This window comes from Pseudoxanthomonas putridarboris (assembly GCF_038321125.1).
GTDB classification, from domain to species: Bacteria; Pseudomonadota; Gammaproteobacteria; order Xanthomonadales; family Xanthomonadaceae; genus Pseudoxanthomonas_A; species Pseudoxanthomonas_A putridarboris.
This window is the reverse complement of the sequence record NZ_JBBWWT010000004.1, coordinates 1-25,341: the sequence shown is the minus strand read 5'-3', so window position 1 is coordinate 25,341 and position 25,341 is coordinate 1. Positions and strand designations below refer to the sequence as shown.

The 25,341-nt window shown below is 67.0% G+C and carries 22 protein-coding genes; 8 read left to right on the top strand and 14 right to left on the bottom strand.

Annotated features, from left to right (window positions below):
- Positions 1-14 precede the first annotated feature (14 nt).
- From AAD027_RS10050 to AAD027_RS10010, 9 genes are all read right to left on the bottom strand, one after another.
- Positions 15-1,484 (bottom strand): J domain-containing protein, encoded by a 1,470-nt coding sequence (locus AAD027_RS10050; protein ID WP_341725898.1) that lies wholly within the window; start codon positions 1,482-1,484, stop codon positions 15-17.
- A gap of 3 nt (positions 1,485-1,487) precedes the next feature.
- On the bottom strand, positions 1,488-3,182 hold the full coding sequence (locus AAD027_RS10045) for an Hsp70 family protein (protein WP_341725897.1): 1,695 nt from the start codon (positions 3,180-3,182) through the stop codon (positions 1,488-1,490).
- Between the two features lie 75 nt (positions 3,183-3,257).
- Positions 3,258-3,626 carry a hypothetical protein gene (locus AAD027_RS10040; RefSeq protein WP_341725896.1) on the bottom strand — a complete coding sequence of 123 codons (369 nt, stop codon included), beginning with the start codon at positions 3,624-3,626 and terminating at the stop codon, positions 3,258-3,260.
- Complete coding sequence (locus AAD027_RS10035) at positions 3,623-4,165, bottom strand: bactofilin family protein (protein ID WP_341725895.1); 543 nt, start codon at positions 4,163-4,165, stop codon at positions 3,623-3,625. The genes AAD027_RS10040 and AAD027_RS10035 overlap by 4 nt, the downstream gene beginning before the upstream one ends.
- Positions 4,166-4,324: 159 nt before the next feature.
- Entirely contained in the window at positions 4,325-5,074 is a 750-nt protein-coding gene (locus AAD027_RS10030; protein ID WP_341725894.1) for an SDR family oxidoreductase, read from the bottom strand.
- A gap of 5 nt (positions 5,075-5,079) precedes the next feature.
- Entirely contained in the window at positions 5,080-6,687 is a 1,608-nt protein-coding gene (locus AAD027_RS10025; RefSeq protein WP_341725893.1) for a carboxyl transferase domain-containing protein, read from the bottom strand.
- A 124-nt stretch (positions 6,688-6,811) separates the two neighbouring features.
- The gene (locus tag AAD027_RS10020; RefSeq protein ID WP_341725892.1) at positions 6,812-7,135 is read right to left on the bottom strand and encodes a hypothetical protein; all 324 of its coding nucleotides are present in this window, start codon (positions 7,133-7,135) and stop codon (positions 6,812-6,814) included.
- Positions 7,136-7,297: 162 nt separating this feature from the next.
- The gene (locus AAD027_RS10015; RefSeq protein ID WP_341725891.1) at positions 7,298-7,642 is read right to left on the bottom strand and encodes a hypothetical protein; all 345 of its coding nucleotides are present in this window, start codon (positions 7,640-7,642) and stop codon (positions 7,298-7,300) included.
- A gap of 208 nt (positions 7,643-7,850) precedes the next feature.
- On the bottom strand, positions 7,851-9,026 hold the full coding sequence (locus AAD027_RS10010; protein ID WP_341725890.1) for a thiolase family protein: 1,176 nt from the start codon (positions 9,024-9,026) through the stop codon (positions 7,851-7,853).
- Between the two features lie 206 nt (positions 9,027-9,232).
- On the opposite strand from AAD027_RS10010, the gene AAD027_RS10005 reads away from it, so the two are divergent.
- Positions 9,233-12,151, top strand: a complete 2,919-nt coding sequence (locus AAD027_RS10005; protein ID WP_425605431.1) for a S8 family serine peptidase — start codon at positions 9,233-9,235, stop codon at positions 12,149-12,151.
- 284 nt (positions 12,152-12,435) lie between these two features.
- Here the strand turns inward: AAD027_RS10005 and AAD027_RS10000 are convergent, their stop codons facing one another.
- Together AAD027_RS10000 and AAD027_RS09995 are read right to left on the bottom strand one after the other, a co-directional pair.
- Positions 12,436-13,593 carry an isovaleryl-CoA dehydrogenase gene (locus AAD027_RS10000; RefSeq protein WP_341725889.1) on the bottom strand — a complete coding sequence of 386 codons (1,158 nt, stop codon included), beginning with the start codon at positions 13,591-13,593 and terminating at the stop codon, positions 12,436-12,438.
- Between the two features lie 368 nt (positions 13,594-13,961).
- Positions 13,962-15,062, bottom strand: coding sequence for a Glu/Leu/Phe/Val dehydrogenase dimerization domain-containing protein (locus tag AAD027_RS09995; protein ID WP_341725888.1), 1,101 nt, complete (start codon positions 15,060-15,062; stop codon positions 13,962-13,964).
- Positions 15,063-15,293: 231 nt separating this feature from the next.
- On the opposite strand from AAD027_RS09995, the gene AAD027_RS09990 reads away from it, so the two are divergent.
- The 3 genes from AAD027_RS09990 to AAD027_RS09980 all read left to right on the top strand — a co-directional run bounded on the left by AAD027_RS09990 (position 15,294) and on the right by AAD027_RS09980 (position 20,716).
- On the top strand, positions 15,294-15,926 hold the full coding sequence (locus tag AAD027_RS09990) for a TetR/AcrR family transcriptional regulator (protein ID WP_341725887.1): 633 nt from the start codon (positions 15,294-15,296) through the stop codon (positions 15,924-15,926).
- A gap of 73 nt (positions 15,927-15,999) precedes the next feature.
- On the top strand, positions 16,000-16,875 hold the full coding sequence (locus tag AAD027_RS09985; RefSeq protein WP_341725886.1) for an alpha/beta hydrolase: 876 nt from the start codon (positions 16,000-16,002) through the stop codon (positions 16,873-16,875).
- A 127-nt stretch (positions 16,876-17,002) separates the two neighbouring features.
- Positions 17,003-20,716: a methylmalonyl-CoA mutase family protein gene (locus AAD027_RS09980; protein ID WP_341725885.1), complete on the top strand. Its 3,714-nt coding sequence runs from the start codon at positions 17,003-17,005 to the stop codon at positions 20,714-20,716.
- A 94-nt stretch (positions 20,717-20,810) separates the two neighbouring features.
- Here AAD027_RS09980 and AAD027_RS09975 read toward each other — a convergent pair whose 3' ends face one another.
- The gene (locus tag AAD027_RS09975; protein ID WP_341725884.1) at positions 20,811-21,473 is read right to left on the bottom strand and encodes a glutathione S-transferase family protein; all 663 of its coding nucleotides are present in this window, start codon (positions 21,471-21,473) and stop codon (positions 20,811-20,813) included.
- 319 nt (positions 21,474-21,792) lie between these two features.
- Between AAD027_RS09975 and AAD027_RS09970 the strand changes: the two genes are divergently transcribed.
- Positions 21,793-22,758, top strand: coding sequence for an RHS repeat domain-containing protein (locus AAD027_RS09970; RefSeq protein ID WP_341725883.1), 966 nt, complete (start codon positions 21,793-21,795; stop codon positions 22,756-22,758).
- A 6-nt stretch (positions 22,759-22,764) separates the two neighbouring features.
- Positions 22,765-23,166 (top strand): hypothetical protein, encoded by a 402-nt coding sequence (locus tag AAD027_RS09965; protein ID WP_341725882.1) that lies wholly within the window; start codon positions 22,765-22,767, stop codon positions 23,164-23,166.
- 93 nt (positions 23,167-23,259) lie between these two features.
- On the opposite strand, the gene AAD027_RS09960 is transcribed toward AAD027_RS09965, so the two are convergent.
- On the bottom strand, positions 23,260-24,081 hold the full coding sequence (locus tag AAD027_RS09960) for a type II toxin-antitoxin system RelE/ParE family toxin (RefSeq protein ID WP_341725881.1): 822 nt from the start codon (positions 24,079-24,081) through the stop codon (positions 23,260-23,262).
- Between the two features lie 206 nt (positions 24,082-24,287).
- Here AAD027_RS09960 and AAD027_RS09955 point away from each other — a divergent pair, with 206 nt between their 5' ends.
- Together AAD027_RS09955 and AAD027_RS09950 are read left to right on the top strand one after the other, a co-directional pair.
- Positions 24,288-24,614 (top strand): hypothetical protein, encoded by a 327-nt coding sequence (locus tag AAD027_RS09955; protein WP_341725880.1) that lies wholly within the window; start codon positions 24,288-24,290, stop codon positions 24,612-24,614.
- A gap of 38 nt (positions 24,615-24,652) precedes the next feature.
- The gene (locus AAD027_RS09950; protein WP_341725879.1) at positions 24,653-25,252 is read left to right on the top strand and encodes an RHS repeat-associated core domain-containing protein; all 600 of its coding nucleotides are present in this window, start codon (positions 24,653-24,655) and stop codon (positions 25,250-25,252) included.
- Here the strand turns inward: AAD027_RS09950 and AAD027_RS09945 are convergent.
- Positions 25,249-25,341 (bottom strand): IS3 family transposase (locus AAD027_RS09945; RefSeq protein WP_341726185.1); only part of this gene is annotated, 93 nt, incomplete at its 5' end. The two genes, AAD027_RS09950 and AAD027_RS09945, sit on opposite strands and share 4 nt — an antisense overlap.

Here is a 25,341-nt window from a genome sequence, read left to right as displayed (position 1 = left end):
ACCTGTGCCGGGGGTCATGCGTCGGCCGTCCAGAGGGGCAGCAGCGGGGCCCCCAGCACCAGCACCAGGGAAACGCCGAAGAAGACGTAGGACGCGATCATCGTCCAGCGATTGCCCACGGCGGCGGACACGGGCAACCGGTGCCGGCGCGCGTACAGCACGTCCATGACGGTCATGCCGATGGCGGCGCCCGCCAGCCCGATCACCCACGAGGAGGGGGCGGGAATGCGGTCGGGCAGGAACGACGCCAGCCACGCCAGGCCCAGTGCGAAACGCAGGCCGTCGAAGAAACGCTGGAAATACAGCAGCGCGGCAGGCGCCACCAGCGCGTAGGCCAGCCCCGGCAACGTCGGCAGGAAGGCGCCCGCCAGCAGTCCCGCCAGCGCCAGCCATGCCGGCAGCAAGGCCAGCGCGAGCGGGCGTTGGCCGTAGGGCGTTCCGCGCAGCGCCCACATCAGGCGCATCAGGTGCCACAGGAACAACAGCACCGCGCTGGCGCTGAAGGTGTAGGCCGCCACCTGCATCACGCGATCGGTCGCCGCGCCGCCCAGCAGGCCGATGGCGCCGACCAGTGCGGTGGCGAATGCAGCGGTCGCCGCGACGCTGGCCCAGCGCCAGGCGCCGAAGTAGTAGGGATGCGCGATCAGTCCGAAGAAGCGCCGCTGCGCCGGATCGATACCCGGTACGTCGCCGCCGTAGTCGGATTCCAGCCGCCGCGCCAGCCGGGCGATGCGCTGCGCCAGGCCGGGGAAGCACGCCATCAACAACGCCTGCGGCCACCAGAAGCGACGCTTCAGCTGGCGGATGGCGACGGGACGTTCTTCGTCGAAGGTGGCGGTATCGTTCGATTCCACCGCGCGCCGCACCCGCATCCGCTGTTCCACCCACGCCGGTGGCGCGATGTCGAAGAACTCGCCCAGCACCTGCAGGTTGGCGGGCCGCACCGGGACCTCGTCGTAGGCGATCTGCTCGAACACCGACTGGCCCACGCGCTGCTTGACCACCAGCAGGTACAGGTCGTCGTGCCGGGCCAGCCATTCGCGCAGGCGGGCGGGCGTTTCGCTTCCGGCACTTGCCAGTACCTGCCGGGCGATGGCGGCCACGTCGATCCGCACCGGGCCGTGCGCCATGGGCGGCGTTTCCATGGGGGGCGGCGCGATCGGTTCGGCGACCGCCGTCGGTGGCACGCCGGGAGGCTCGGCCTCGGATTGCGCCACCTTCTGCATCAGCTCTTCCAGCGTGAGCCGCATCGTCAGGTGGCTGTCGCCGGCCCCGTCGTCGATCCGCTCGTCGTCGCCATCGGCGGGTGCGCTGGCGCGGTGACGGCAATGCGCCAGCGCGCTCTGGTAGGCCTCGTTGAGCCGCTGGAAGCCGGCCGGATCATCGTCCGGACGCGTCTGCTTCAGTTTCTTCGCGTAGGCGCGCTTGATCTCGCGCTCGTCGGCGTCGGCGCCGATGCCCAGCAGGCGGAAGGCATGCTGCATGCGTCAGGCCTGCGATTCGATGTGTTCCAGCATCTGCGAGAACTGCCCGCGATGCTCGCGGATCTGCACCGGGTCCTGCGCGTCCAGCACCGCGCGGAAGCGGATCAGCGCATCCTGCAGGTCGGGGCGGGCCCACAGCAGTTCCTCGTACAGGCGCTCGGCGCGCGCGATCAGCGCCAGGTTCTCCTGCTGGTCGCGCGGATGCACCTTCAGCGCGGCCAGCGCGGCCAGGCGCTCGCGGATCTCTTCGGGCTTCAGCACGCCCGGGTTCTGTTCCAGGATCACTTCGTGCGTCTCGCCGGTGGCGATGACGGTGGCCTCCACCTGCAGCAGGCCGTTGATGTCGTAGGTGAAGCGGATGTCCACCGGGTTCTCGTGGCTGCGCTTGGGCGGCACTTTCACCGAGATCGTGCCCAGCCGCACGTTGTTCTCCACGCGCGGGCTCTCGCCCTGGTAGATGTTGAATTCCACCTGCGTCTGCATGTCGCGCAGCGGCTGGTAGCGTTCCACCCGGCTGACCGGCACGGTCGCGTTGCGATGGATGATGGGCGAGAAGATGCCGGTGGAAAGCTGGCCGTTGCCGGCATCGTGGCTGGTGTCTACGCCGAGCGAATGCGGGCAGACGTCGGTCAGGATGACTTCTTCCAGCGCCTCGTCGCGGGCCTTCATGCCGGCGGCGATTGCGGCGCCGAAGGCGATGGCCTCGTCGGGGTTCACGTGGCGCAGCGGCAGCCGGCCGAACATGCGCGACACCAGCCGCGCGGTCAGCGGCATGCGCGAGGCGCCGCCGACCAGCACGATGTCGTCCAGCTGTTCCGGCGACAGCCGCGCATCGCGCATGGCGCGCTCCAGCGGCGCGCGCAGGCGCTGCACCAGCGGTTCGCAGACCTGCGCGAACCGCGCTTCGTCGACCCGCCAGGCATGCGGCGTGCCGCCGGCGACCAGTTCCACCTCCAGCGGCTGGCCGGCGGCCTGCGACAGGTCGCGCTTGACCGTCTCCAGCCGGCGGCGCATTTGCGCGGCTTCGGCCGGGGTCAGGCGCTGCGGGTCGATCTTGAGGTCGCGCAGGGCCGCATCGCGCAGGGCGGACAGGAAGTCCTCGCCGCCCAGGAAGTTGTCGCCAGCGCTGGCGTGCACTTCCATCACGCCGTCGAACATTTCCAGGATCGACACGTCGAAGGTGCCGCCGCCCAGGTCGAACACCAGGAAGCGCCCGCCTCCGTCGCGCTGTTGCAGGCCGTAGGCCAGCGCCGCCGCGGTGGGTTCGTTGACCAGACGCTCGACCTTGATGCCGGCCAGTTCGCCGGCGATGCGCGTGGCCTTGCGCTGGGCGTCGCCGAAGTAGGCCGGCACGCTGATGACGGCTTCGGCGACTTTCCCGCCCAGATGGCTTTCCGCGTCGGCGATCAGCGAGCGCAGCACCAGCGCGGACAGTTCCTCCGGGCGGAAACGGTGCTTGCCCAGGCGGGTCACCCGGTCGGTGCCCATCCAGCGCTTGAAACTGGCCACGCTGCGCTGCGGCTGGGTGATCAGGCGCTCGGCGGCGGCCTTGCCCACCAGCACGGCGTCGTGTTCGTCCACGCTGACCACCGACGGGGTGAGCAGGTCGCCCAGCGCGTTGGGTATCAGCCGTGGCCCTGTTTCCCCGTGGACACCGATCAGCGAATGGGTGGTGCCCAGATCAATCCCGACGATCATCCAGCCTCCCGCTGGCCCCTGTGACCGGTCGAGTTTAGCGGGCAGCCGGAGGGTGAAGCGAGCGCCGTGCGCAGGTCAGTGGCGGGTTTTGCGCGCCGAGCCCTTGCCGGCGACGGGGGTGACTTCGACGGCGAGGGCGAAACTGCGCTGCTCGTTGGGCTGCATGGCGCCCACCCCCACGACCTGGCGGGCGATCTCCTCGCCTCGGTCATTGCGGATGGACAGCACCACGCTGTATTCCCACGGCTCGCCGTCGGCCGGGTGGCGGATGGTGCCTTCCACCCGCAGGGGCGTGATGACGGGCGCCGCATGGGCGCCCGCGCCGGGCTCGAAGCGCAGGTGGTGCCGGCAGGCCGGGCATACGGCCGCACTTTCCAGGATCGTCGCCTTGCAGTGCGGACAGGTGCGGGTGGCGCCGGCACTGCCGGGGCGCGGTTGGCTCATGTGGCCGCGCCGGGCTCCGTGCCGTTGTTGCCCTTGCCGCCGCTCTTGCCGGGCGGTTCATCCCAGCCGAAATCGGCCTGGCCGCGCATCCGCGAGCCCGCCGCCACGGTCAGCGCGCCGGCCTTGACGTCGCCGATCAGCACGCCGGAGGACAGCAGTTCCACCCGCGTGGCGGATTCGATGTTGCCTTCCAGCTCGCCGGCGATGATGACCTTCTTGGCGCGCACGCCGCCATTGAGCTTGGCGCCGGTCTCGATGGTCAGGTCGCCCTGCACGTTGACGTCGCCCTTGAACTTGCCGGCGATGCGGATGTGTCCGGTGCCTTCGATCTTGCCTTCGATGGTCAGGTCGGCGGCGATCAGCGATTCCTTGGCCGTGTCGGCGACGGTGCGCTCGGGGGTCCGGGTGCCGGGCGGCGAGGTGACGGTGGGCGAAAAATCCGCAGCCGCCGGCGTGTCCCGCACGGTCGCGGGCGACGGTTGCGGCGGCGGCGTAACGGCTTCCTTCTTGGCGGGGCCTTGGTCTTTCCAGATGGACATTGAGCGGCGACTCCGGGGGATGTGAACGCCCGACTATCGCCCCAGCATTGCGACAAGGTTGTGACCGGCCCTGCCAAATCGGCGCATGACGTGGTCGGAACGCCAGTGGTTCATGTTCCAGCCATGCTTGTGCACGCGGTCGTCACAAGCCTGAAGTGGTCACCGCCCGCCGGCCACGTCGATGAAGCTTCCCGTCGTGTAGCTGGCCTCGTCGGACAGCAGCCACAGGATGGCCCTCGCCACTTCGTCGGCTTCGCCGCCGCGCTTGAGCGGCACGAACGCCTTCACCCGGTCCACGCGGCCGGGTTCGCCGCCGCTGGCGTGCATGTCGGTGTAGATGAAGCCGGGGCGTACGCCGTTGACGCGGATGCCTTCCGCGGCGACCTCGTGCGCGATGCCCACGGTCAGGCTGTCCACCGCGCCCTTCGAGGCGGCGTAGTCCACGTACTCTCCCGGCGAGCCGGTGCGTGCCGCGACCGAGGACACGTTGACGATGCCGCCGCCGCTGCCGCCGTGCCGGGTGGACATGCGGCGGATCGCTTCGCGGCAGCACAGCAGGGTGCCGGTGACGTTGGTGGCCAGGGTGCGCTGGATGCGCGCGGCATCCATGGCGTCCACGCGCATCTGGGTTTCCAGCACGCCGGCGTTGTTGACCAGCGCGGCGACGGGACCGAGCGCGCTGTCCAGTTGCCGGAACATGGCCACCACGTCGGCTTCCACCGCGACGTCGCCCCGCAGGGCAACCGCCTGTCCGCCCGCATCGCGGATGCGTTGCGCGATGGCGTGCGCGGCGTCGGCGTCGCGGCGATAGTTCACGCCGACCGCGTAACCGCGCTCCGCGGCCAGCAACGCGGTCGCCGCGCCGATGCCGCGGCCGCCGCCGGTGACCAGCAGGACAGGCGCCGGCATGCCGCCTACATCCGGAACACGCCGAACTTCGCCGGTTCGATCGGCGCGTTCAACGAGGCGGAAATGCCCAGTCCCAGCACGCGGCGGGTATCGACCGGATCGATGATGCCGTCGTCCCACAGCCGCGCGGTGGCGTACCACGGGCTGCCCTGCGATTCGTACTGCTCGCGGATCGGCGTCTTGAAGGTGTCCTCTTCCTCCGGCGTCCAGACCTTGCCGGCCGCCTCGATGCCATCGCGCTTGACCGTGGCCAGCACGCTGGCGGCCTGCTCCCCGCCCATCACGCTGATGCGCGCGTTGGGCCACATCCACAGGAAGCGCGCGCCATAGGCGCGGCCGCACATGGCGTAGTTGCCGGCGCCGAAGCTGCCGCCGATGACCACGGTGAACTTGGGCACGCTCGAGCACGCCACCGCGGTGACCATCTTCGCCCCATCCTTGGCGATGCCGGCGTTCTCGTATTTCTTGCCGACCATGAAGCCGGTGATGTTCTGCAGGAACACCAGCGGGATCCCGCGCTGGTTGCACAGTTCGATGAAGTGCGCGCCCTTGAGCGCGCTCTCGGCGAACAGGATGCCGTTGTTGGCGACGATGCCGACCGGGTAGCCGTGCAGGTGGGCGAAGCCGGTGACCAGCGTCTTGCCGTAGCGCGCCTTGAATTCGTCCAGTTCGCTGCCGTCGACGATGCGGGCGATGACCTCGCGGATGTCGAACGGGCGGCGCGTGTCCTTCGGCACGATGCCGTACAACTCCTCGGCCGGGTACAGCGGCTCGCGCGCTTCGCGCACCGCCACCGGCAGCGTCTTGCGGCGGTTGAGGTTGCCGACCAGCCGGCGCGCGATCTGCAGTGCGTCGCGGTCGTCCTCGGCGAAGTGGTCGGCCACGCCGGACACGCTGGTGTGCACGTCGGCGCCGCCCAGCGCCTCGGCATCGACCACTTCGCCGGTGGCGGCCTTCACCAGCGGCGGACCGCCGAGGAAGATCGTGCCCTGTTCCTTGACGATGATGGATTCGTCGCACATCGCCGGCACGTAGGCGCCACCGGCGGTGCAACTGCCCATCACCACCGCGATCTGCGGGACGTTCTCCGCGGAGAGGCGCGCCTGGTTGTAGAAGATGCGGCCGAAATGCTCCTTGTCGGGGAACACCTCGTCCTGCAGCGGCAGGAAGGCGCCGCCGGAATCGACCAGGTAGACGCAGGGCAGGCGGTTCTCGCGCGCGATCTCCTGCGCGCGCAGGTGCTTCTTCACCGTCATCGGGAAGTAGGTGCCGCCCTTGACCGTCGCATCGTTCGCCACGATGACGATCTCGTTGCCCATCACCCGGCCGATGCCGCAGACCATGCCGGCCGCGGGCGCGGCGCCGTCGTACATGTCCTCGGCGGCCAGCGGTGCGATTTCGAGGAACGGGGAGCCGGGATCGAGCAGGGCGGTGATGCGGTCGCGCGCCAGCAGCTTGCCGCGCTCGGTGTGCTTGTTGCGCGCCTTTTCGCCGCCGCCGTCGGCGGCCCGGGACAGCCGGCGATCCAGTTCCTGCACCAGCACGCGATGCCAGGCGGCGTTGGCGACGAAATCGGGCGAACGCGGGTCGAGTTGCGAAGTGATGGCGGACATGCGGCACACGATGCGGGAAAGGCGGCATCAGACCACAAAGGCGGCGGGGCGCCAAACTTTCCGCACTGCAAGAACGACAAGGCCCGCGCGAGCGGGCCTTGTCGGATCGCACGAAGCGGATCGGTCAGTCTTTGGCTTCTTCGGCAGCGGCGGCGGCCTTCTCGGCCACTTCCTCGGCCTTGTCGGCGGTCGCCTGGGCGGCGTCGGCCACGGCGCCGGCAGTGGCGGCAGCGGCGTCGTTCGCAGCGGCTTCGGTGGCATCGGCAGCGTCGCCGGCGGCAGCGGCGGTGGCGTCGGCAGCAGCTTCGATGGCATCGCCAGCGGCGGCAGCGGCCTCGTCGGCGGCGGCGGCGGCGTCAGCGGCGGCCTGTTCGGCGGTTTCGCTCTTGGTGCAGGCGCTCAGGGCCAGAACGGCGGCGGCCAGCAGGACGGTGGTCTTGATCTTCATGTGGATCCCCAATTCGGTAAGTGCGTGGAAGGTGGAGCCAGGGCAGGCACCGGTCGTCCACGACATCTGGGCGAACGAGCGCCGAACCCGGGATACAGAAAAAGCCGCCAATGAACTGGCGGCTTTTTCAGTGTAACGCTAAATCAGGTTGTCACCAGCAGATTAATGCTCGGTGGCTTCCTTGGCAGCGTCGGACGCGGCTTCGGCGGTGTCGGCAGCCTGGGCAGCGGCGTCGGCGGCGGCGTCGGCGGCTTCCGAGGTGGTGGCGGCAGCGGCGTCGGTCGCGGCGGTGGCGGCAGCGTCGGCGGCGGAAGCGGCGGCGTCGGCCGATTCCTGCGCGGCGTCGGCGGTCAGTTCGCCAGCGGCGGCAGCGGCGTCGGCGGCGGCCTGCGCTTCGGTCGCGGTCTCGGCGGCGTCAGCAGCGGCGTCGGCGGCCTGTTGCTGGTTCGAGCACGCAGCCAGGGCGAAACCCAGGGCCAGCGCGATCAGAGCCTTGTTCATGGTCATCTTGGAATTTCCTCGTCGTTAGTTAGGCAACGCGCTATTGCGCGCCTGCAACATGATGACAAGCCCATTACGCCTGTCAAGCGGTTGGCCGGTTATCTTTGTCAACCCGTTGTTAAACCTAATGGGCGGGGCGAAAGACGGCCAGCTTCCACCTCTTTTGAATTGCGCGGCGACATGGCGTTTTCGTGCAAGCCAGTCGGAAGAGGCTTCAGGCCAGTTCGATCGCGATGGCGGTGGCTTCGCCGCCGCCGATGCAGAGGCTGGCGATGCCGCGCTTGCCGCCACGCTTGCGCAGGGCGTTGATCAGCGTGACCACCAGGCGGGCGCCGGAAGCACCGATGGGATGGCCCAACGCGCATGCGCCGCCGTTGACGTTGACCTTGGCGTGCGGGATGCCGAGTTCCTTGATGGGCGTCATGGCGACGACGGCGAAGGCTTCGTTGATCTCGAACAGGTCCACGTCCTCCACCTTCCAGCCGACCTGCTTCAGCAACTTCTCGATGGCGCTGACGGGTGCGGTGGTGAACCACTCCGGTTGCTGCGAGAAGGTCGCATGGCCGACGATCTTCGCCAGCGGCTGCAGGCCGCGCCTGGCGGCTTCGTCGGCGCTGAGCAGTACGGTGGCGGCCGCGCCGTCGGAGATGCTGGAGGAACTGGCGGCGGTGACGGTGCCGTCCTTCTTGAAGGCGGGCCTGAGCGTGGGGATCTTGGCGATGTCGGACTTGCCCGGCTGTTCGTCGGTGGTCACTTCCACTTCGCCCTTGCGGGTGGCGACCTTGACCGGGACGATCTCGCCGTCGAACGCGCCCGACGCCTGCGCGGCCTGCGCACGGGTGACGGATTCGATCGCGAAGGCATCCTGGTCCTCGCGGGTGAAGCCGAACTTGGCGGCGGTGGCTTCGCCGAACACGCCCATGGCCTGGCCATCGTACGGATTGGTCAGACCGTCCCACGCCATGTGGTCCACCGCCTGGAAATTGCCGTAGCGGTTGCCGGTGCGCGAGTTGGGGATCAGGTGCGGCGCGTTGCTCATGGATTCCATGCCGCCGGCGACCACGATGCTGGCCGAACCCGCCTTGATCAGATCATGGCCCAGCATGATCGCCTTCATTCCCGAACCGCAGACCTTGTTGATGGTGGTGCAGCCGGCGGCGTCCGGGATGCCGGCCGCGCGCGAAGCCTGGCGGGCGGGCGCCTGGCCCAGGTTGGCCGGCAGCACGCAGCCCATGATGACCTCGGACACGTCGGCGGCGGGAACGCCCGACTGTTCCAGCGCGGCGGCGATGGCGGCGGCGCCCAGCGTCGGGGTGGGGACGCCATTGAACTGGCCCAGGAACGAGCCGATGGCGGTGCGCTTGGCGGCGGCGATGACGATGTTGGACATGGAAAGCTTCCCGCGAGGAGTGAAGCGCCGATTATCCTGCCAGCAGCGGAGCGGGGGCAAATCGGCCTTTGGTACAGTGCGTCGCAAGGTCGGCGGGGCATGCCGCGCCCGATGTGGTGCCGATTCGTCACCGCCGGGCGCGCGCGGGGCGCTTGGGCGTTGTAGATTCCTCCCCGGGGATGCCTGGGAGAGCGAGGATGAAGGGGATGGCACGCATGGAAACGGACAGGGCGATGTTCCGCCGGCTGGTGCGGTGGTTGGGCGTGGGCATGCTGGCAGGTGGCCTGGCGGCCTGCGGTGGGGGCGGCGGCAACGTCCGTTCCGAACCGCCGCCCGTCCCGCCACCGCCTCCGCCGCCTCCACCGACCGGACTGGACTTCACCCCCAACGTCGCCATCGACAATGCGTTGACCCAGGTCAATCCACCTGCCGTACCCGCGCAGGCGGGCCCGGCTTCGCTGCCGCAATACAGCCAGCACTTGCAGTTGACCAATGCGGCCGGCGCGCTCGGCGCGGGCCTGACCGGGCAGGGCGTCACCATCGGCTTCGTCGATTCGGGCGTGAACCGGAACCATCCCGCACTGAGCGGACGCGTCGTCCGCAACTTCGTGCACGTGGATCCGGCCACCAACAACACCAGCGTCGACGATGTCGTCGGGCATGGCACGGTCGTGGCGCAGATCGCGGCGGGACGCGGCATGGGCAACTGGGGCGGCGGCGTGGCGCCGGGCGCGTCCATCGTGTCCTCGCGCATCATCAGCGATGCGCCACCGGACGACGACGGTTCCGGCGAGGGCAACGAGATCCGGGCGGGGCAGGGCTACGGGGATTTCTTCCGCGCGATCAACCGCGAACTGGCCGATGCCGGCGCGCGCATCATCAACAATTCCTGGGGCGGCCTGTACTGGAACGACCCGGCGCTCACCGCCGAACTGGCGTCGGCCTACCGCGATTTCGTCGGCGCGCGCGGCGGCCTGATCGTCTTCGCCAACGGCAACGCCGGCCGCAATCCGGCGCTGCGCCCCGATCCGTCCGACAACGCCGCCCTGCCCAGCCTGTCGCCGGCGGCCGCCGACCTGGAACGCGGCTGGCTGGCGGTGGCGGCGCTGGACCCGAACAACCCGACGCAGCTGACGGACTATTCGCAGGCCTGCGGCATCGCGATGAACTATTGCCTGGCGGCGCCGGGCAACGTGGTCTTCATCGATCCGGACGCGCGCGCGGGCGACGCCGGCTACGACCTGTACATGGGGGGCGGCACGTCCTACGCGGCGCCGCAGGTCTCGGGCGCGGCGGCCGTCGTGTGGTCGGCCTTCCCGTACTTCAGCAACGACCTGGTCCGGCAGACGATCCTGGGGACCGCCCGCGACCTGGGCGCGCCAGGCGTGGACCCGGAATTCGGCTGGGGCCTGCTGGACGTGAGCCGCGCGGCCAACGGCCCCGGCAACTTCGCCTGGGGCGATGTGAGCGTCTCTTTTTCCGGCACCTCGGTGTGGCGCAACAGGATCCAGGGCGAAGGCGGTCTCATCAAGTCGGGCACCGGCACGCTGATACTGACCGAATCGGCGGCGTACACCGGCGACACGCATGTACGGGCGGGCAGCCTTTACCTGCAGGGAGGCGCCAGTTTTTCCCATGTCCGTGTCGACAAGGGCGCATTGGTCTGGTCGGGAGGCTTCGCCAACGCCATCACCAACCATGGAACCTACCTGGTGGGTTCGACCGGCACGGCGGGCACCTACAACTTCACGCAGGGTCCTGACGGCAACCTGGGCGTGTGGCTGGGCAATCCGCTCATGGTCTCGCAGACAGCCAGGCTCGATGGCCAGGTCAGCGTGCTGGGGGTGCGCCGCGGCTACACCACGTCCGCGCGCGAAGTGCTGCTCAACGCGGGCTCCATCATCGGCACCTTCTCCAGCCTGAAGGCGGCGCCCAATGTGTTCCTCGATGCGTCGCTGTCGTACGACCCATACAACGTATTCCTCAATATCAATCGCATCGATGTCTCGCGGGCGGTAGCGGCGCTGGGATTGCCGATGACCACGCAGGCCTCGGCCGCGCGCGTGGAAGCGGCGATGTCCGCCATCGACGGGCAACTGTCCGGGCAGGCAGCCGGCATCGGCGATGCCTTCATCGATGCTGCCGGCCGCCTGCAGCAGGCCGGCAGCGCGGCAGAGGCGGACGCGGCCCTGCGCAGCCTGTCGGGCGAACTGCATTCGATGGCGGACGCGATGACCTTCGACGTCATCGGTGCGGGGCGTCGCGCGCTGTCCGAACGGGCGGGCGACATCGCGGTTTCGCCAGGATCGGGCGGCGACTGGCACCGTGCGCTGGGAGCGCCGGGACAGGGCAACCTGGGTGTCGGACGCTACCAGGCCGATGGCTGGATGCTGGGCAGTGACGGCAGGTTCGGCACACATGCGTTCGCGGGCCTTGCATTCGGCGAGACGTTCGCCAGTGGCGCTCTGTCGGGCGGCCGGGACCGAGGCCGCGACCGGCAGACCCAGGCGCTGCTGTATGCGGGCAGCCGATGGGGCGATGCGCACATGGTGGGCCAGGTGGGCGTTGGCCGCTACGACCGCCAGATCGATCGTGGACTGTGGCTGGGCGAACGCGCGCAGGGCGTGGCCACGGCGTATACGGGCCGCTACCTGATGGCCAGTGTGGAGGCGGCGCGCCGCTTCGGTGGCAAGGCCGGTACGCTGACGCCTTACGCGGGCATGGAATACGTGCAGTTGGACCGCGACGCTTTCATCGAGCCCGGTGCGGATGGTTTCGGCTTGATGACCCGCGACAGCCGCATGCAGCGGCTGCAGGCGCTGGCCGGCCTGCGCGCCCGCCATGCCTGGTCGCATACCAGGCTTGGACCGCTTGCGCTGCAGGCCTATGCCGAGGTGCAGCATACGCTGCACGCCGACGGGTTGGCGTTCGACGCCAGTTTCGTCGGCGTGGACAGTTGGTCGCCACTACCTTCCGCATCCGGTGGTTCCAGTGGCCAGTTCGGCGTCGCGCTCGAAATGGCGCCCTGGCGCGATGCGATGCTGTCGTTCGGCTACGACCAGGGCATCGGTGGCTGGCAGGACGGGGAGCGCCAGTGGTCGACCCGCCTGCGGATAGGGTTCTGAAGAACAGAACGGCCAGGCAAGGGGCGCGATAGGGCAGGAGCCATGTAGGAGCGCCCCATGGGCGCGATGCCGTCGCATGTTTTGCCGGAGAAGCATCGCGGGCATGGCCCGCTCCTACGAGAGAGGCTGCGGGAAGGCACGGTACCGCCCGGGCTTGTAGGAGCGCCCTCGGGCGCGATGCTGTTGCTTGGCTTGCTGGAGAGCCTGAACGGAAAGCCTCGTTCCGGCCGCGCGAAGCACGCGCGGCGCTGGGCTGATCCAGACGGCAGTACCGCCTGAACGGATCATCCTCGCCCTTCGAACAACTCCCGGCCGATCAGCATGCGGCGGATCTCGTTGGTGCCGGCGCCGATGGCGTACAGCTTGGCGTCGCGCAGCAGGCGGCCGGCCGGGTATTCGTTGATGTAGCCGTTGCCGCCCAGCGACTGGATGGCTTCCAGCGTGACCTGCACCGCCGCCTCGGAGGCATGCAGCAGGCAGCCGGCGGCGGCGGCGCGCGAAGCGTGCCCGGCATCGAAATCGCGCGCGACCTGGTAGGCGAAGGCGCGGCTGGATTGCAGTGCGGTGTACATGTCGGCCAGCTTGCCCTGCATCAGCCCGAAGGTGCCGATGGCCGCGTCGAACTGCCGGCGTTCGCGCACGTAGGGCAGGGTGATGTCCAGGGCGGCCTGCATCAGCCCGATCGGGCCGCCGCTCAGCACCAGCCGCTCGGTGTTCAACCCGCTCATCAGCACGCGTACGCCGTGGTGGACCTCGCCCACCACGTTCTCCGGCGGGATCTCGCAGTTCTCGAACACCAGTTCGCAGGTGTTGCTGCCGCGCATGCCCAGCTTGTCCAGCTTCTGCGCGGTGGAGAAGCCCTTCATGCCCTTCTCGACGATGAAGGCGGTCATGCACTTGCTGCCTGCGTCCTTGCCCGCGGTGCGCATGTAGACCAGCAGCACGTCGGCCTCGGGGCCGTTGGTGATCCACATCTTGTTGCCGTTGGCGACCCACACGCCGTCGCGCAGCTCGGCGCGGCAACTCATCGAACCGACCACGTCCGAACCGGCGCCCGGTTCGCTCATCGCCAGCGCGCCCTTCCACTCGCCGCTGCACAGCTTCGGCAGGTACTTGCGGCGTTGCGCGTCGTTGCCGTTGAGGTACAGGTTGGACACGCACAGGTTGGAATGCGCCCCGTAGCTCAGGCCGACCGAGCCGGACGCGCGCGAGATCTCTTCCATCGCGACCAGATGGGCCAGGTAGCCCAGGCCGCTGCCACCGAACTCGGGGTCCACGGTGATGCCCAGCAGGCCCATTTCGCCCAGCTTGGGCCACAGGTCCTGCGGGAACGCGTTGTCGTGGTCGATCCGTGCCGCGCGCGGCGCGATCTCGCTCTCCGCGAAACGCTGCACGGCTTCGCGTAGCGCATCGATGTCCTCACCCAATGCGAATGCCCGCATGGCTCCCCCTCCTTCCCAAAAGTATGGCCGCTGCGCGCGGCCCTGTGCGAAGTGTAGCGGGCGGCGCGGTAAATGCCGGCCTGCACCGCAGCATGCGGGTTATCACGTTTGCGCAAGCCTGCCGGGAAGAAACCGCGATGCGCCCCTTCCCCCGCCTGCGGGGGAAGGCTGGGATGGGGGCGACGGAGCCGCAGATTCCTGGCTGCCGCAGGATGCGTATCGAGTGCGGCGCACGGGAAAGTCGCGCCGGGGGTGTCCATGCAGGCGGATTGGTTTCAGGGCTTCGGCTTGCCCCCACCCCAACCCTCCCCCGCTAGCGGGGGAGGGGGCAGATTAGTAATGTCGAGGCATAGCCCTGACGCACGCGCTCAATGCTCGCCGCGCAGGTGTCCCATGAAGCGTGGCGCGGTGCGGCCCAGCGGCAGTTTAAGCTTGCCGATGGCGCTGATGCGGGCCTCGGCGATGCGGTCGGCGGCGTACTGTGGCGCGATGCCTTCCTTCTCCGACAGGTCGAAGATCTTGCCGACGGTGTGGTAGATGGTCCGCATCATGCGCATCGCGCGCTCGCGGTTGTAGCCGTCGATCTCCAGCGACACGTTCATCACGCCGCCGGCGTTCACCGCGTAGTCCGGCGCGTACAGGATGCCGCGCTTGGCCGCTTCCACGCCGGTCACGTGCGACATCTGGTTGTTGGCGGTGCCGCAGATCACCTTGGCCTTCAGGCGGGGCAGGGTCTGCTCGTTGACCGCGTATTCCAGCGCGCAGGGCGAGAACACATCCACCGGCAGGTCGTAGATCTCGTCCGGCTTGACCGCCTCGGCGCCGTATTCCTCCACCGCGTGCTCCACCAGCTTCGGGTTCAGGTCGCTGACGAACAGCTTGGCGCCGCGTTCCTTCAGCAGCTTCACGTATTCCATGCCGATGTGGCCCAGGCCCTGCACGGCGAAGCTGTACTTGCCGATCTCCTCGTTGCCGAACTTGCGGTTCAGCGAGGCCATCAGGCCCTGCAGCGCGCCGTAGGCGGTGAACGGGGCCGGGTCGCCGGAACCGCCGTGCACCTGGTGCACGCCGACCACGTACTCGGTCTCGCGGTAGACGTTCTCCATGTCGTTGACGTCGGTGCCCACGTCCTCGGCGGTGATGTAGCGGCCGCCCAGCGAATCCACGTAGCGCCCGAACGAACGGAACAGCACCTCGGTCTTGTCCGCCACGCTGTCGCCGATGATGACCGCCTTGCCGCCGCCGACGTTGAGGCCGGCCAGCGCGTTCTTATAGGTCATCGTGCGGCTCAGCCGCAGCGCGTCGGTCAGCGCGTCGCCGCTGTCGGCGTACGGGCGCATGCGCACGCCGCCCAGCGCCGGGCCCAGCACGGTGCTGTGGATGGCGATGACAGCCTTCAACCCGGCATCCGGGTTGTGGCAGAAGACGACCTGTTCGTGGCCTGACGTTTCGAGGGTTTCAAAGATCATGGGGTGGGCTCCGGTGCGCGGGTGGGGACCGGCGCGGGCTTGCCTGGCTGATGACGGGTGGTCGGAAAATAAAAAAGCGACGTTTCCGGAACACGGCCGTGGTCGTCGCAGGGCGGCAGTTTAATCCAATCGCACGCGTGCGACCGTAATGCGATGACGGCCGGCCCGTGCCGACCAGTGGTCATCGCGATTGCCTTGCGCGAATCGAACGACCGTGCTATTTATCCAGGCATGATGCTCCAGGCCGCCACCACCAAGGGCAATGCCACCCGCGAGATGATCGTGGCGCGGGCCTATGCCATCGCCTGCCGGCATGGCCTGGAAGGCCTGTCCATCGGCGAACTGGCCAGCGCGGCCGGCATGTCGAAGAGCGGCGTGTTCGCTCATTTCGGCTCGCGCGAGGACCTGCAGCTGACGGTGCTGGACTGGACCGCCAAGCGCTTCGCCGATGCGGTGATCCTGTCCGCGATCGCGCAGCCGCGCGGTCTTCCGCGCCTGCGGGCGATCATGGAAGGTTGGTTCCAGTGGATCCAGGACAACCCCGACGGCTGCGTCATGCTGGGCGCCTCCAACGAATACGACGCCCGCCCGGGACCGATGCGCGACCGCATCGTCGCCTGGTTGCAGCAGTGGCGCCAGCAACTGGTCAAGGCCATCGGCATGTGCGTCGAGAGCGGCGAACTGGCCGCGGGCACCGACCCCACGCTGATGGCGTTCGAACTGTTTGCCCTGGCCGATGGCCTGCACAACGCCCGCCTGTACGACCCGGAGCAGGCGCAGGCGATGGGCCGCCGCGCGCTGGACCGCCTGCTGGCGTCCTATGGCGCCCCGGCCGCTCCGCAACCATCCTCCCAAACCGCCTGATCCACGAAGGAGTGCCGCCATGGCCGCCATCCCTGCACGTCAAAATAGCACGATCGTTCGTAAAAACCTGGCCATGGCACTGCTCCGCGCACGCTTTGCCGTGGGTAGCTGGTTAACCCCGTCCAGCACGCTGCATCGCGCTTTCCGCCTGTTCGGTACGCCGATGCCGGGCGCGCGGGAAAAAGCCCGCCAGAGCGCCACCGGCGGCGCCCGGATCGGCGAACTGCCATTCGGCCGGGAACGCCTGGCGGTCTATACCTGGGGCGACCCGGCCACGCAGCCGCGCGTGCTGCTGGCGCACGGCTGGTCCAGTTTCGGCCTGCGTTTCCTGCCGTGGATCGAGCCGCTGCGGCGCGCCGGCTATGCCGTCATCACCTTCGACCAGCCCGCGCATGGTCGCAGCACCGGCCATCGCGCCACCCTGCCGATGTTCGCCGAAGGCGTGCAGCACGTGGCTGCGCACTACGGTCCGCTGGCTGCCGTGATCGGCCATTCGCTGGGCGGCGCGGCGGCGGCGATCGCATTGAGTCGCGGCTTGCAGGCCGAACGCGTGCTGCTGCTGGCCCCCGCCGCGGACCCGTTCGCCGCGGCGCAACGATTCGGCGGGTTCATCGGCCTGGCGCAGCACCTGACCCGCCGCATCTTCGAGGACTACGAAGCGATCACCGCGCAGTCGGTGGCCGACTTCCAGGCGCAGGCCACCGCACCGCGCATCGGCCGCCCCGGGCTGGTCGTGCACGACATCGAGGATGCGGAAGTGCCGTGGGCCGAAGGCGAGCGCTACGCGCGCTACTGGCCGCAGGCCACCCTGCTCAGCACCACCGGACTGGGCCACCACCGCATCGCCAACGCCCCGGAAGTGATGGAGGCCGCGCTGCGCTTCCTCGACGGCGAAACGGTCGGCCAGCGCATGGTGTCCACGCCGGAGCTGCCGTTCGGCGTGGCGTGATGTTCCCGTTCCGCACGCCGCCGTAGGGTGCGCACGGCGTGCCCACTGGCATGCAATTGGTGGGGTCCTCGCCCGCGAACGGCTACAATCCCGCTTCTATACAAGCTACCCGTGAGTGAGGGCACGCGTGAGCACACCTGCTTCCCGGTTTCCCGCAGTCCAGGCCGATGCCACGCCGCTGCGCTTCGTGACCGCCGCCAGCCTGTTCGACGGGCACGACGCCGCCATCAACATCATGCGCCGCCTGATCCAGGGCGAGGGTGCGGAAGTGATCCACCTGGGCCACAACCGCAGCGTGGAGGACGTGGTGCGCGCCGCCCTGCAGGAAGACGCCGACGGCATTGCCCTGTCCAGCTACCAGGGCGGGCACGTCGAGTACTTCAAGTACATGGTGGACATGCTGAAGGAACGCGGCGCCGGCCACGTGCGCGTGTTCGGCGGCGGCGGCGGCACCATCACGCCGGAGGAGATCGCCGAGCTGCAGGCCTATGGCGTGGAGCGCATCTACCACCCCAACGACGGCATGAAGATGGGCCTGGTGGAGATGATCCAGGATGTGGTGGGGCGTGCGGGCACGGCCCGTGATTCGGGATTGGTGATTCGGGATTCGTCAAAGCCCGATGCGCCGTCCATCGACAGTGAGGCAGCCATCGGTCGCATGCTCAGCGCCATTGAAGATGGCGTCTTCTCGGAAGCGGAACTGGCCGTGCTTCGCCGGCAATGGGCGAACCCGCGCGCCATCGAATCACGAATCACCAATCTCGAATCCCGTCCGATCACGCCAGTGATCGGCATCACCGGCACCGGCGGCGCCGGCAAGTCGTCGGTCACCGACGAGTTGATGAACCGCTTCCTGGCCAGCTTCCCGCAGATGCGGATGGCGGTGATCTCGGTGGATCCCACCCGCCGCCGCACCGGCGGCGCGCTGCTGGGCGATCGCATCCGCATGAACTCGCTGCGCAGCGAGCGCATCTACATGCGTTCGATGGCCACCCGCCGCCAGCACGTGGCCACCAATGCCGTGCTGAAGGACTGCATCGCCTTCCTCAAGTCGCTGGGCTTCGACCTGGTGATCGTGGAGACCGCCGGCATCGGCCAGAGCGATTCGGAGATCGTCGACCTGGTCGATTTCCCGATGTACGTGATGACCAGCGACTACGGCGCGGCCAGCCAGCTCGAGAAGATCGACATGCTCGACTTCGCCGAACTGGTGGTGCTGAACAAGTACGACAAGCGCGGCGCCGAGGACGCGCTGCGCGACGTGCGCAAGCAGTGGAAGCGCAACCGGGTGGCGTTCCAGATGAAGGACGAGGACGTTCCCGTCTATCCCACCATCGCCAGCCAGTTCAACGACCCCGGCGTCAGCTGGATGTTCGCCAACCTGTGCCGCCTGCTGCGCGAAAAGCTGAATCTCGGCGCACCTGTAGGAGGGGCTTCAGCCCCGACCGCCATGGTCGGCCATCCGGTCGGGGCTGAAGCCCCTCCTACAAGGAGCCGGTGCGACTTCAATCCCGCCATCGACACCGGGTTGAAGGAACCGCGCGCCACCGTGCTGATCCCCGGCAGCCGCGTGCGCTACCTGGCCGAGATCGCCGAACAGGGCCGCGGCATCAACCGCCGCATCGAGACCGAGGCCGAGACCGCCAGTCGTGCGCAGAGTTACTGGCAGTCGTTGAAGGACCTGGACGATCCCCTGCTGCCGAAGGCGTTGGATCTGTACGTACCCGATGCCCTTGTAGGAGCGCCCCATGGGCGCGATGCTCTTCCGACGGATCCACAGGAAAGCATCGCGGGCATGGCCCGCTCCTACAACAGCGCCGACCGCACCCTGCTGACCCTGCGCCAGCGCTACAACGATGCGGTGCAGTCGCTTTCCAGCGAAGCGCTCAAGCTGCTGCGCGAATGGCCGGCGCGGCTGAAGGCGGTGACCGACGAGGTCAATGAGTACGAGGTGCGCGGCAAGACCATCCGCATCGACAACTACACCACCTCGCTCAGCCACCAGCAGATCCCCAAGATAGCGCCGCCCAAGTACCGCAGCTGGGGCGAACTGCTGACCTTCCTGCAGAAGGAAAACCTGCCGGGCAGCTACCCGTATACCGGCGGCGTGTATCCGTACCGCCGCACCGGCGAGGACCCCATCCGCATGTTCGCGGGCGAGGGCACGCCCGAGCGCACCAACCGCCGCTTCCACTACCTCAGCGTCGGCCAGCCGGCCGCGCGCCTGTCCACCGCGTTCGACAGCGTCACCCTGTACGGCGAGGACCCGGCGCCGCGCCCGGACATCTACGGCAAGATCGGCAACTCCGGCGTCAACATCCCCACGCTGGACGACATGAAGAAGCTGTATTCCGGCTTCGACCTGTGCGCGCCCACCACCAGCGTGTCGATGACCATCAACGGCCCCGCGCCGATCATCCTGGCGATGTTCATGAACACCGCCATCGACCAGCAGGTGGAGAAGTACCTGAAGGCCGACGAGGCGCGCTGGGCCGAGGCGCAGCAGAAGATCGACGCCTTCTTCGAAGGCCGCCCGCGCCCGGTGTACGCCGGCGAGTTGCCGCCCACCAACAACGGCCTGGGCCTGGGCCTGCTGGGCGTGACCGGCGAGCAACTGGTCGATGCCGAAACCTATGCTCGCATCAAGGCCGAGACCCTGGCCACCGTGCGCGGCACCGTGCAGGCCGACATCCTGAAGGAAGACCAGGCGCAGAACACCTGCATCTTCAGCACCGAGTTCGCCCTGCGCATGATGGGCGATATCCAGCAGTACTTCGTGGACAACGCAGTGCGCAACTTCTACTCGGTGTCGATTTCCGGCTACCACATCGCCGAGGCCGGGGCCAACCCGATCAGCCAGTTGGCCTTCACGCTGAGCAACGGCTTCACCATCGTGGAGTACTACCTGGCGCGCGGGATGAAGATCGACGACTTCGCGCCCAACCTGTCGTTCTTCTTCAGCAACGGCATGGACCCGGAATACACCGTCATCGGCCGCGTCGCCCGCCGCATCTGGGCGCGCGCCATGCGCGAGCGCTACGGCGCCAACGAGCGCAGCCAGATGATGAAGTACCACATCCAGACCTCGGGCCGCAGCCTGCACGCGCAGGAAATCCAGTTCAACGACATCCGCACCACGTTGCAGGCGCTGTACGCGTTGTTCGACAACTGCAACAGCCTGCACACCAATGCCTACGACGAGGCCATCACCACGCCCACGGAAGAAAGCGTGCGCCGCGCGGTGGCCATCCAGATGATCATCAACAAGGAACTGGGGCTCAACTTCAACGAGAACCCCTGGCAGGGCAGCTTCGCGGTCGATTACCTGACCGACATCGTGGAGGAAGCGGTCTACAAGGAGTTCGAGGCCATCAGCGAGCGCGGCGGCGTGCTGGGCGCCATGGACACCATGTACCAGCGCGGCAAGATCCAGGAAGAGTCGCTGTACTACGAGCACAAGAAGCACGACGGCAGCCTGCCGCTGGTGGGGGTGAACACGTTCCTGCCGCGCGAGCATGGCGGCGAGATCGCCACCGAGATCGAGTTGATCCGCTCCACGGAAGAGGAGAAGGGGCAGCAGATCGCCAATGTCCGCACCTGGCAGGCCGCCCGCAACGCGCTGGCGCCGGAGGGCGAGACCGACCACAGCCATGCCTCGGCGCTGGAAGAGCACGCCGAGCCGGAAGTGCACGACGGCCACGGGTTGGCCTACCTGCAACGCACGGCCCGGGAGCGCCGCAACCTGTTCGTCAGCCTGATGGAAGCGGTCAAGACGCACAGCCTGGGGCAGATCAGCCATGCGCTGTACGACGTGGGTGGGGAATACCGGCGGAACATGTAATCCACCACGTCCCGCTTGTCCCGACAAAGGCCCGCGTTCAGCGGGCCTTTGTCTTCATCGGCTGGTGGCGGCGCGTGGCCCGTGCAATGCCGCGTCAATCCCTGTCCGGCGCGCCCAGCGGGAAGTACGGACGGTACGGCCGTGCTTCGTCGACGGCGCGCTTGAAGGAAGGGCGTGCGAGAAGCCGCTCGCGGTACGCGCGGACGTGGGCGAAACCGGCATCGATCGGGTGCGTCCAATCGGCATAGAAGAGGAAGGGCGCCGCGGCGCAGTCGGCCAGGGTGAAGGCCGTGCCGACGGCCCATTCGCGCGTGGCCATGCGTTGATCCAGCCAGGCGTAGGCGGTCTCCAGCATCGTGCAGGCGTCCTTGACGCCTTGCGGATCGCGGTCGGTTTCGGGACGCAGGTGGTCGAAGACCACCTTCTGTTGTGGCGTGGAGATGTAGTTGTCGAAGAATCGGTCGAGCATGCGCACTTCGAGCGCGGTGTCGCGATCCTCCGGTATCAGCTTCACCGGGCCGGGGTAATGCAGGTCGAGATATTCGATGACGCAGGTCGCTTCGATCACCGTGCGATCGCCGTCGACCAGGATGGGGAAGCGGCGGATCGGCCACAGCGCCGCGAACTCGGCGCCGGCTTGTGCGTCTTCCAGGTTGCGGTAGTCGAAGGGCGTCTGGTTCTCGTACAGCGCGATCAGCGCCTTCTGGCTGTAGGAGGAAAACGGATGGGCGTACAAGCGGGGACGGGCGGCAGGCATGCGGAACTCCGGGTGGGTTTGCCTGTGCGACGAATGGGGAGGATGTGGTTCGACATTACCCGTGCCATCGTGCTGGAGGCAAGCCGAACCGGAGGTGCACGATGGCCATGGGCTGGTATATCTTCAGCGCACAGCCCGGGAACGCTGCAACCTGTTCGTCGGCCTGATGGAAGCGGTCAAGACGCACAGCCTGGGACAGATCAGCCATGCGCTGTATGGCGTGGGCGGGGAGTATCGGCGGAATATGTGAGTGTTTTGCTGGTCCGCGGCGAACCGGAAAAGAGAAAGATCAAGTCAATTGGCGCCAGACAGCCAAGCGATGAGATATCAGGAGGCGCAATTGCGAGGGATTGAGGGAGGAATGATGAAGTCGATACGGGCAATGCTGTTGTTTCTGGGTCTGACGGTACAGCCGGTGCTGGCGCAGACGGTGGTGGAGTACCTGCACACTGACGCACTGGGAAGCGTGGTGGCGGTGACGGACGAGAGCGGCAACGTTATCGAGCGCCGGGAGTACGAGCCGTACGGATACCAGTTGACGCCGGCGGTGCAGGACGGCCCGGGGTATACGGGCCATGTGCAGGACGCAGCCACGGGGCTGACGTATATGCAGCAGCGGTACTACGATCCGCTGTGTGGATGTTTCCTATCCGTTGATCCAGTTACCGCTTTTGGCGGTGATCTGAGGCACTTCAATCGCTATGCCTATGCCTTCAACAACCCTTATAAGTTTGTCGATCCAGATGGGAATAAGGGCAAGGTGGCTTGGCTTGTCGAGCTCGGAACGAACCAGATGCGTAAATTGGCCCGCCTGACACAGGAGCAAGCAGTACAAGCCAGAAGGGCTGGGCAGAACGTCGTAGCCGACCGCAGGCAGGTTGCAAGCCAGATTGAAACAGCGGCGCATGGAAGAGATGGGCAACTGAAGCATGCCGGGCACGAACTAAAGGACGGTGGAAATGGATTGCCGCACTATCAGACGGACGGTGTAAAAGGCCATTCCTTCTGGGGGAAATTGAGCGTAGGGATACTCGCAGCAGCTGCAGGGCTTGATCAAGTTGCGGAAGCAGCGGATGTGTTTGATCCCACAGTCTCACTGACTTCTGGTTCTGGCGAGTTGGTGAATCATGAAAGAACTTGGTTCGGCGCCTACAAGCAGATTGATCCAAATGGTCCAAACTTCTACGAAGCGGATCGTATGAGGTCTGAGGGATTCCAGGGCGTGTTCCGTGTCGAGGGCAGGATTGATTCCAAGCGTCTTGACGATGAGCTAAAGGGAAAATAGGCGAGCATGGTTCCCTATCAGGTAATGGTGGAAGGGGTTTTTGTGTGTGCTCCGGAGCTTGAAGAAAATTGGGGGGGCTTCCAGACAACATTTTTCCTTAATGCAAACAATGCGCCCAATGCAGCACATCGAGTTCGCGAATTACTGGCTGCCCGCATGAGTTGTCATGGCGTGTGGGGGGCGGAAGATGGCGTATTGAAGAGTTATTATTGGATACACAACATATGGGAAATCACCGAAGAGAGATTTCTTCAAGAGGATGGGAAAGATACGGGGTTTACATTCTTTCGTATTCGATGGTATGAGAAATTCCAACTAGCTTTGAGACGCATCTACTTCAATAGATTTAAGCCTTGGTTGCTAGTTCCATTGCCAAGGGGCGGGGGTGGGATACTTCCTGATCGCTAATAGGCACAAGGTCCGTATTGCGGGCCTTGTTGCATTAGGTTTGAGGCTTTTCCTACCGACCCGTCTGTGTCATTAGTGAGTCCAACACTGGTCCTACCGGTACGCCCCCGGGCCGCGCCAGACCAGTTCCCCCCGCCGGTAGACCCGCTCCACGCTGACCACTTCGCGCGCATCGCCGATGGTGGTCATGTCCGGATCGTCCGGCTCGACCAGGCGACACTCGCCGGAGCCGCGCCTCACCACGATCTCCAGCGGGCAGACCATGTACTGCCGCAAGCCGGGCAGGGGAAAGGAAAGTTCCGTCATGCCCTGGTCGCGCCAGCTGAGCAGCCGGGGTTCGCTGCGCACGTCGTAATAGATCTGGTAGCCGCCCACTTCCATGCTGGGTTTGGCGGCTGCGGCGTCTGGCCCGCGCCCCTGGCTGCGTGCGGTGCCGCGGTCCAGCCCGGTGTTGGTGGGGGACGTCTCTTCCGCCAGCATGCCGGGGGGTTGTCCCCAGCGGGCGGAGCGGCGCCAGGCGGGGGTGGACTGGCTGGCCGGGGGCTGGGTCTGGTGCTGTGCGGCCGCTTCTTCGGGAAGGGCGGGCTGCGGTTGCGGCTCTTCGTCGGGGGCGACGGGGTTCTCGGCCTCGGTCACGCGCGTGGACTGGACGGGCGAGGTCACGCGGGTGGTCACCACGGGCTTGGGCGGGCGGGGGCGTTCGCTCGGGGTCGCGGGGCCGGCCGGGGGCACGGGGGGGCGTTGGTCGTCCTGGCGCGTCTGGCCGATGAAGTCCACCTTGACTCGCGCGCCGCCGCTGCTGCCGCTTTCAGGCGGGGTCAGGGTGACCTTGGAGGAGTACAGCAGGGCCAGCAGGAACAGCAGGTGCACCAGCGCGCTGAGCAGCGCGGCGATCCACGGCTCCAAGCGTTCCATTCGGGGTTCGGCGCGGGTCTCTACGCGGTTCGACGCGTCGCTCATGCCGTCTCGCGTGCGTCGGAGGGTGGGGCCTTCATGGGGGAAGAAGCAGGAAAGGTGTCGGCGACAGTACTCGCTGCATCATGACATTACACCCGGCATCTACCAACAACGCCAGAAGCGGTGCCAGGGACCATGTTCAGCATTGGGCGTGCCCAACGTGGATGCCATTCAGCTCGCAGGGCAGAACCGGCAAAGCGGAAGGGAAGACGGCTACGGCCATGCATGCTTCGGCGCTGGAGGAGCATACGGAGCCGGAGGTGCACGACGGCCACGGGGTGGCGTATCTTCAGCGCACGGCTCAGGAACGCCGCAACCTGTTCGTCAGCCTGATGGAGGCGGTGAAGACGCACAGCCTGGGGCAGATCAGCCATGCGTTGTACGACGTGGGCGGGGGGAGTATCGGTGGAACATGTGAGTGTTTTGCTGGTCCGCGGCGAACCGGAAAAGAGAAAGATCAAGTCAATTGGCGCCAGACAGCCAAGCGATGAGATATCAGGAGGCGCAATTGCGAGGGATTGAGGGAGGAATGATGAAGTCGATACGGGCAATGCTGTTGTTTCTGGGTCTGACGGTACAGCCGGTGCTGGCGCAGACGGTGGTGGAGTACCTGCACACTGACGCACTGGGAAGCGTGGTGGCGGTGACGGACGAGAGCGGCAACGTTATCGAGCGCCGGGAGTACGAGCCGTACGGATACCAGTTGACGCCGGCGGTGCAGGACGGCCCGGGGTATACGGGCCATGTGCAGGACGCAGCCACGGGGCTGACGTACATGCAGCAGCGCTACTATGACCCTATCTGCGGTTGCTTCCTCAGCGTTGATCCGGTGACGGCGTACAGTAATCCCGTAGGGCAGTTCCATCGGTATCGGTATGCCAACAACAACCCCTACAAGTTCACTGATCCGGATGGACGACAAGCTGCGGAGAGATGGGTGGAGTATCACCGCACGGAAGTAGAGGCTGGACGTGGCGCTCAGTTTGATTCAATGGAGGGGCCGGCGGTTACAGCAACTGCGACTATAGTTTCGTTGACTCCCGTTATCGGACCCTATCTGGGCCTAACGTTAAGAAATGCTGAAAAAGCGAGTTCTGGCCTGCTGCCGGTTCCGTGGACACCCTCCTAATGTAGTCCCGCCTGTTTCTCGAACTCGATGGGGCTGACATAACCGATCGTCGAGTGCCGCCGCAGCGGGTTGTAGAACCGCTCGATGTA

Excerpts from the sequence above, each read along its gene's own strand:
- AAD027_RS10050 (WP_341725898.1), bottom strand. The coding sequence starts at position 1,484 with ATGCAGCATGCCTTCCGCCTGCTGGGCATCGGCGCCGACGCCGACGAG.
- AAD027_RS10045 (WP_341725897.1), bottom strand. The coding sequence starts at position 3,182 with ATGATCGTCGGGATTGATCTGGGCACCACCCATTCGCTGATCGGTGTC.
- AAD027_RS10040 (WP_341725896.1), bottom strand. The coding sequence starts at position 3,626 with ATGAGCCAACCGCGCCCCGGCAGTGCCGGCGCCACCCGCACCTGTCCG.
- AAD027_RS10035 (WP_341725895.1), bottom strand. The coding sequence starts at position 4,165 with ATGTCCATCTGGAAAGACCAAGGCCCCGCCAAGAAGGAAGCCGTTACG.
- AAD027_RS10030 (WP_341725894.1), bottom strand. The coding sequence starts at position 5,074 with ATGCCGGCGCCTGTCCTGCTGGTCACCGGCGGCGGCCGCGGCATCGGC.
- AAD027_RS10025 (WP_341725893.1), bottom strand. The coding sequence starts at position 6,687 with ATGTCCGCCATCACTTCGCAACTCGACCCGCGTTCGCCCGATTTCGTC.
- AAD027_RS10020 (WP_341725892.1), bottom strand. The coding sequence starts at position 7,135 with ATGAAGATCAAGACCACCGTCCTGCTGGCCGCCGCCGTTCTGGCCCTG.
- AAD027_RS10015 (WP_341725891.1), bottom strand. The coding sequence starts at position 7,642 with ATGACCATGAACAAGGCTCTGATCGCGCTGGCCCTGGGTTTCGCCCTG.
- AAD027_RS10010 (WP_341725890.1), bottom strand. The coding sequence starts at position 9,026 with ATGTCCAACATCGTCATCGCCGCCGCCAAGCGCACCGCCATCGGCTCG.
- AAD027_RS10005 (WP_425605431.1), top strand. The coding sequence starts at position 9,233 with ATGGCACGCATGGAAACGGACAGGGCGATGTTCCGCCGGCTGGTGCGG.
- AAD027_RS10000 (WP_341725889.1), bottom strand. The coding sequence starts at position 13,593 with ATGCGGGCATTCGCATTGGGTGAGGACATCGATGCGCTACGCGAAGCC.
- AAD027_RS09995 (WP_341725888.1), bottom strand. The coding sequence starts at position 15,062 with ATGATCTTTGAAACCCTCGAAACGTCAGGCCACGAACAGGTCGTCTTC.
- AAD027_RS09990 (WP_341725887.1), top strand. The coding sequence starts at position 15,294 with ATGATGCTCCAGGCCGCCACCACCAAGGGCAATGCCACCCGCGAGATG.
- AAD027_RS09985 (WP_341725886.1), top strand. The coding sequence starts at position 16,000 with ATGGCACTGCTCCGCGCACGCTTTGCCGTGGGTAGCTGGTTAACCCCG.
- AAD027_RS09975 (WP_341725884.1), bottom strand. The coding sequence starts at position 21,473 with ATGCCTGCCGCCCGTCCCCGCTTGTACGCCCATCCGTTTTCCTCCTAC.
- AAD027_RS09970 (WP_341725883.1), top strand. The coding sequence starts at position 21,793 with ATGAGATATCAGGAGGCGCAATTGCGAGGGATTGAGGGAGGAATGATG.
- AAD027_RS09965 (WP_341725882.1), top strand. The coding sequence starts at position 22,765 with ATGGTTCCCTATCAGGTAATGGTGGAAGGGGTTTTTGTGTGTGCTCCG.
- AAD027_RS09960 (WP_341725881.1), bottom strand. The coding sequence starts at position 24,081 with ATGGAACGCTTGGAGCCGTGGATCGCCGCGCTGCTCAGCGCGCTGGTG.
- AAD027_RS09955 (WP_341725880.1), top strand. The coding sequence starts at position 24,288 with ATGCCATTCAGCTCGCAGGGCAGAACCGGCAAAGCGGAAGGGAAGACG.
- AAD027_RS09950 (WP_341725879.1), top strand. The coding sequence starts at position 24,653 with ATGATGAAGTCGATACGGGCAATGCTGTTGTTTCTGGGTCTGACGGTA.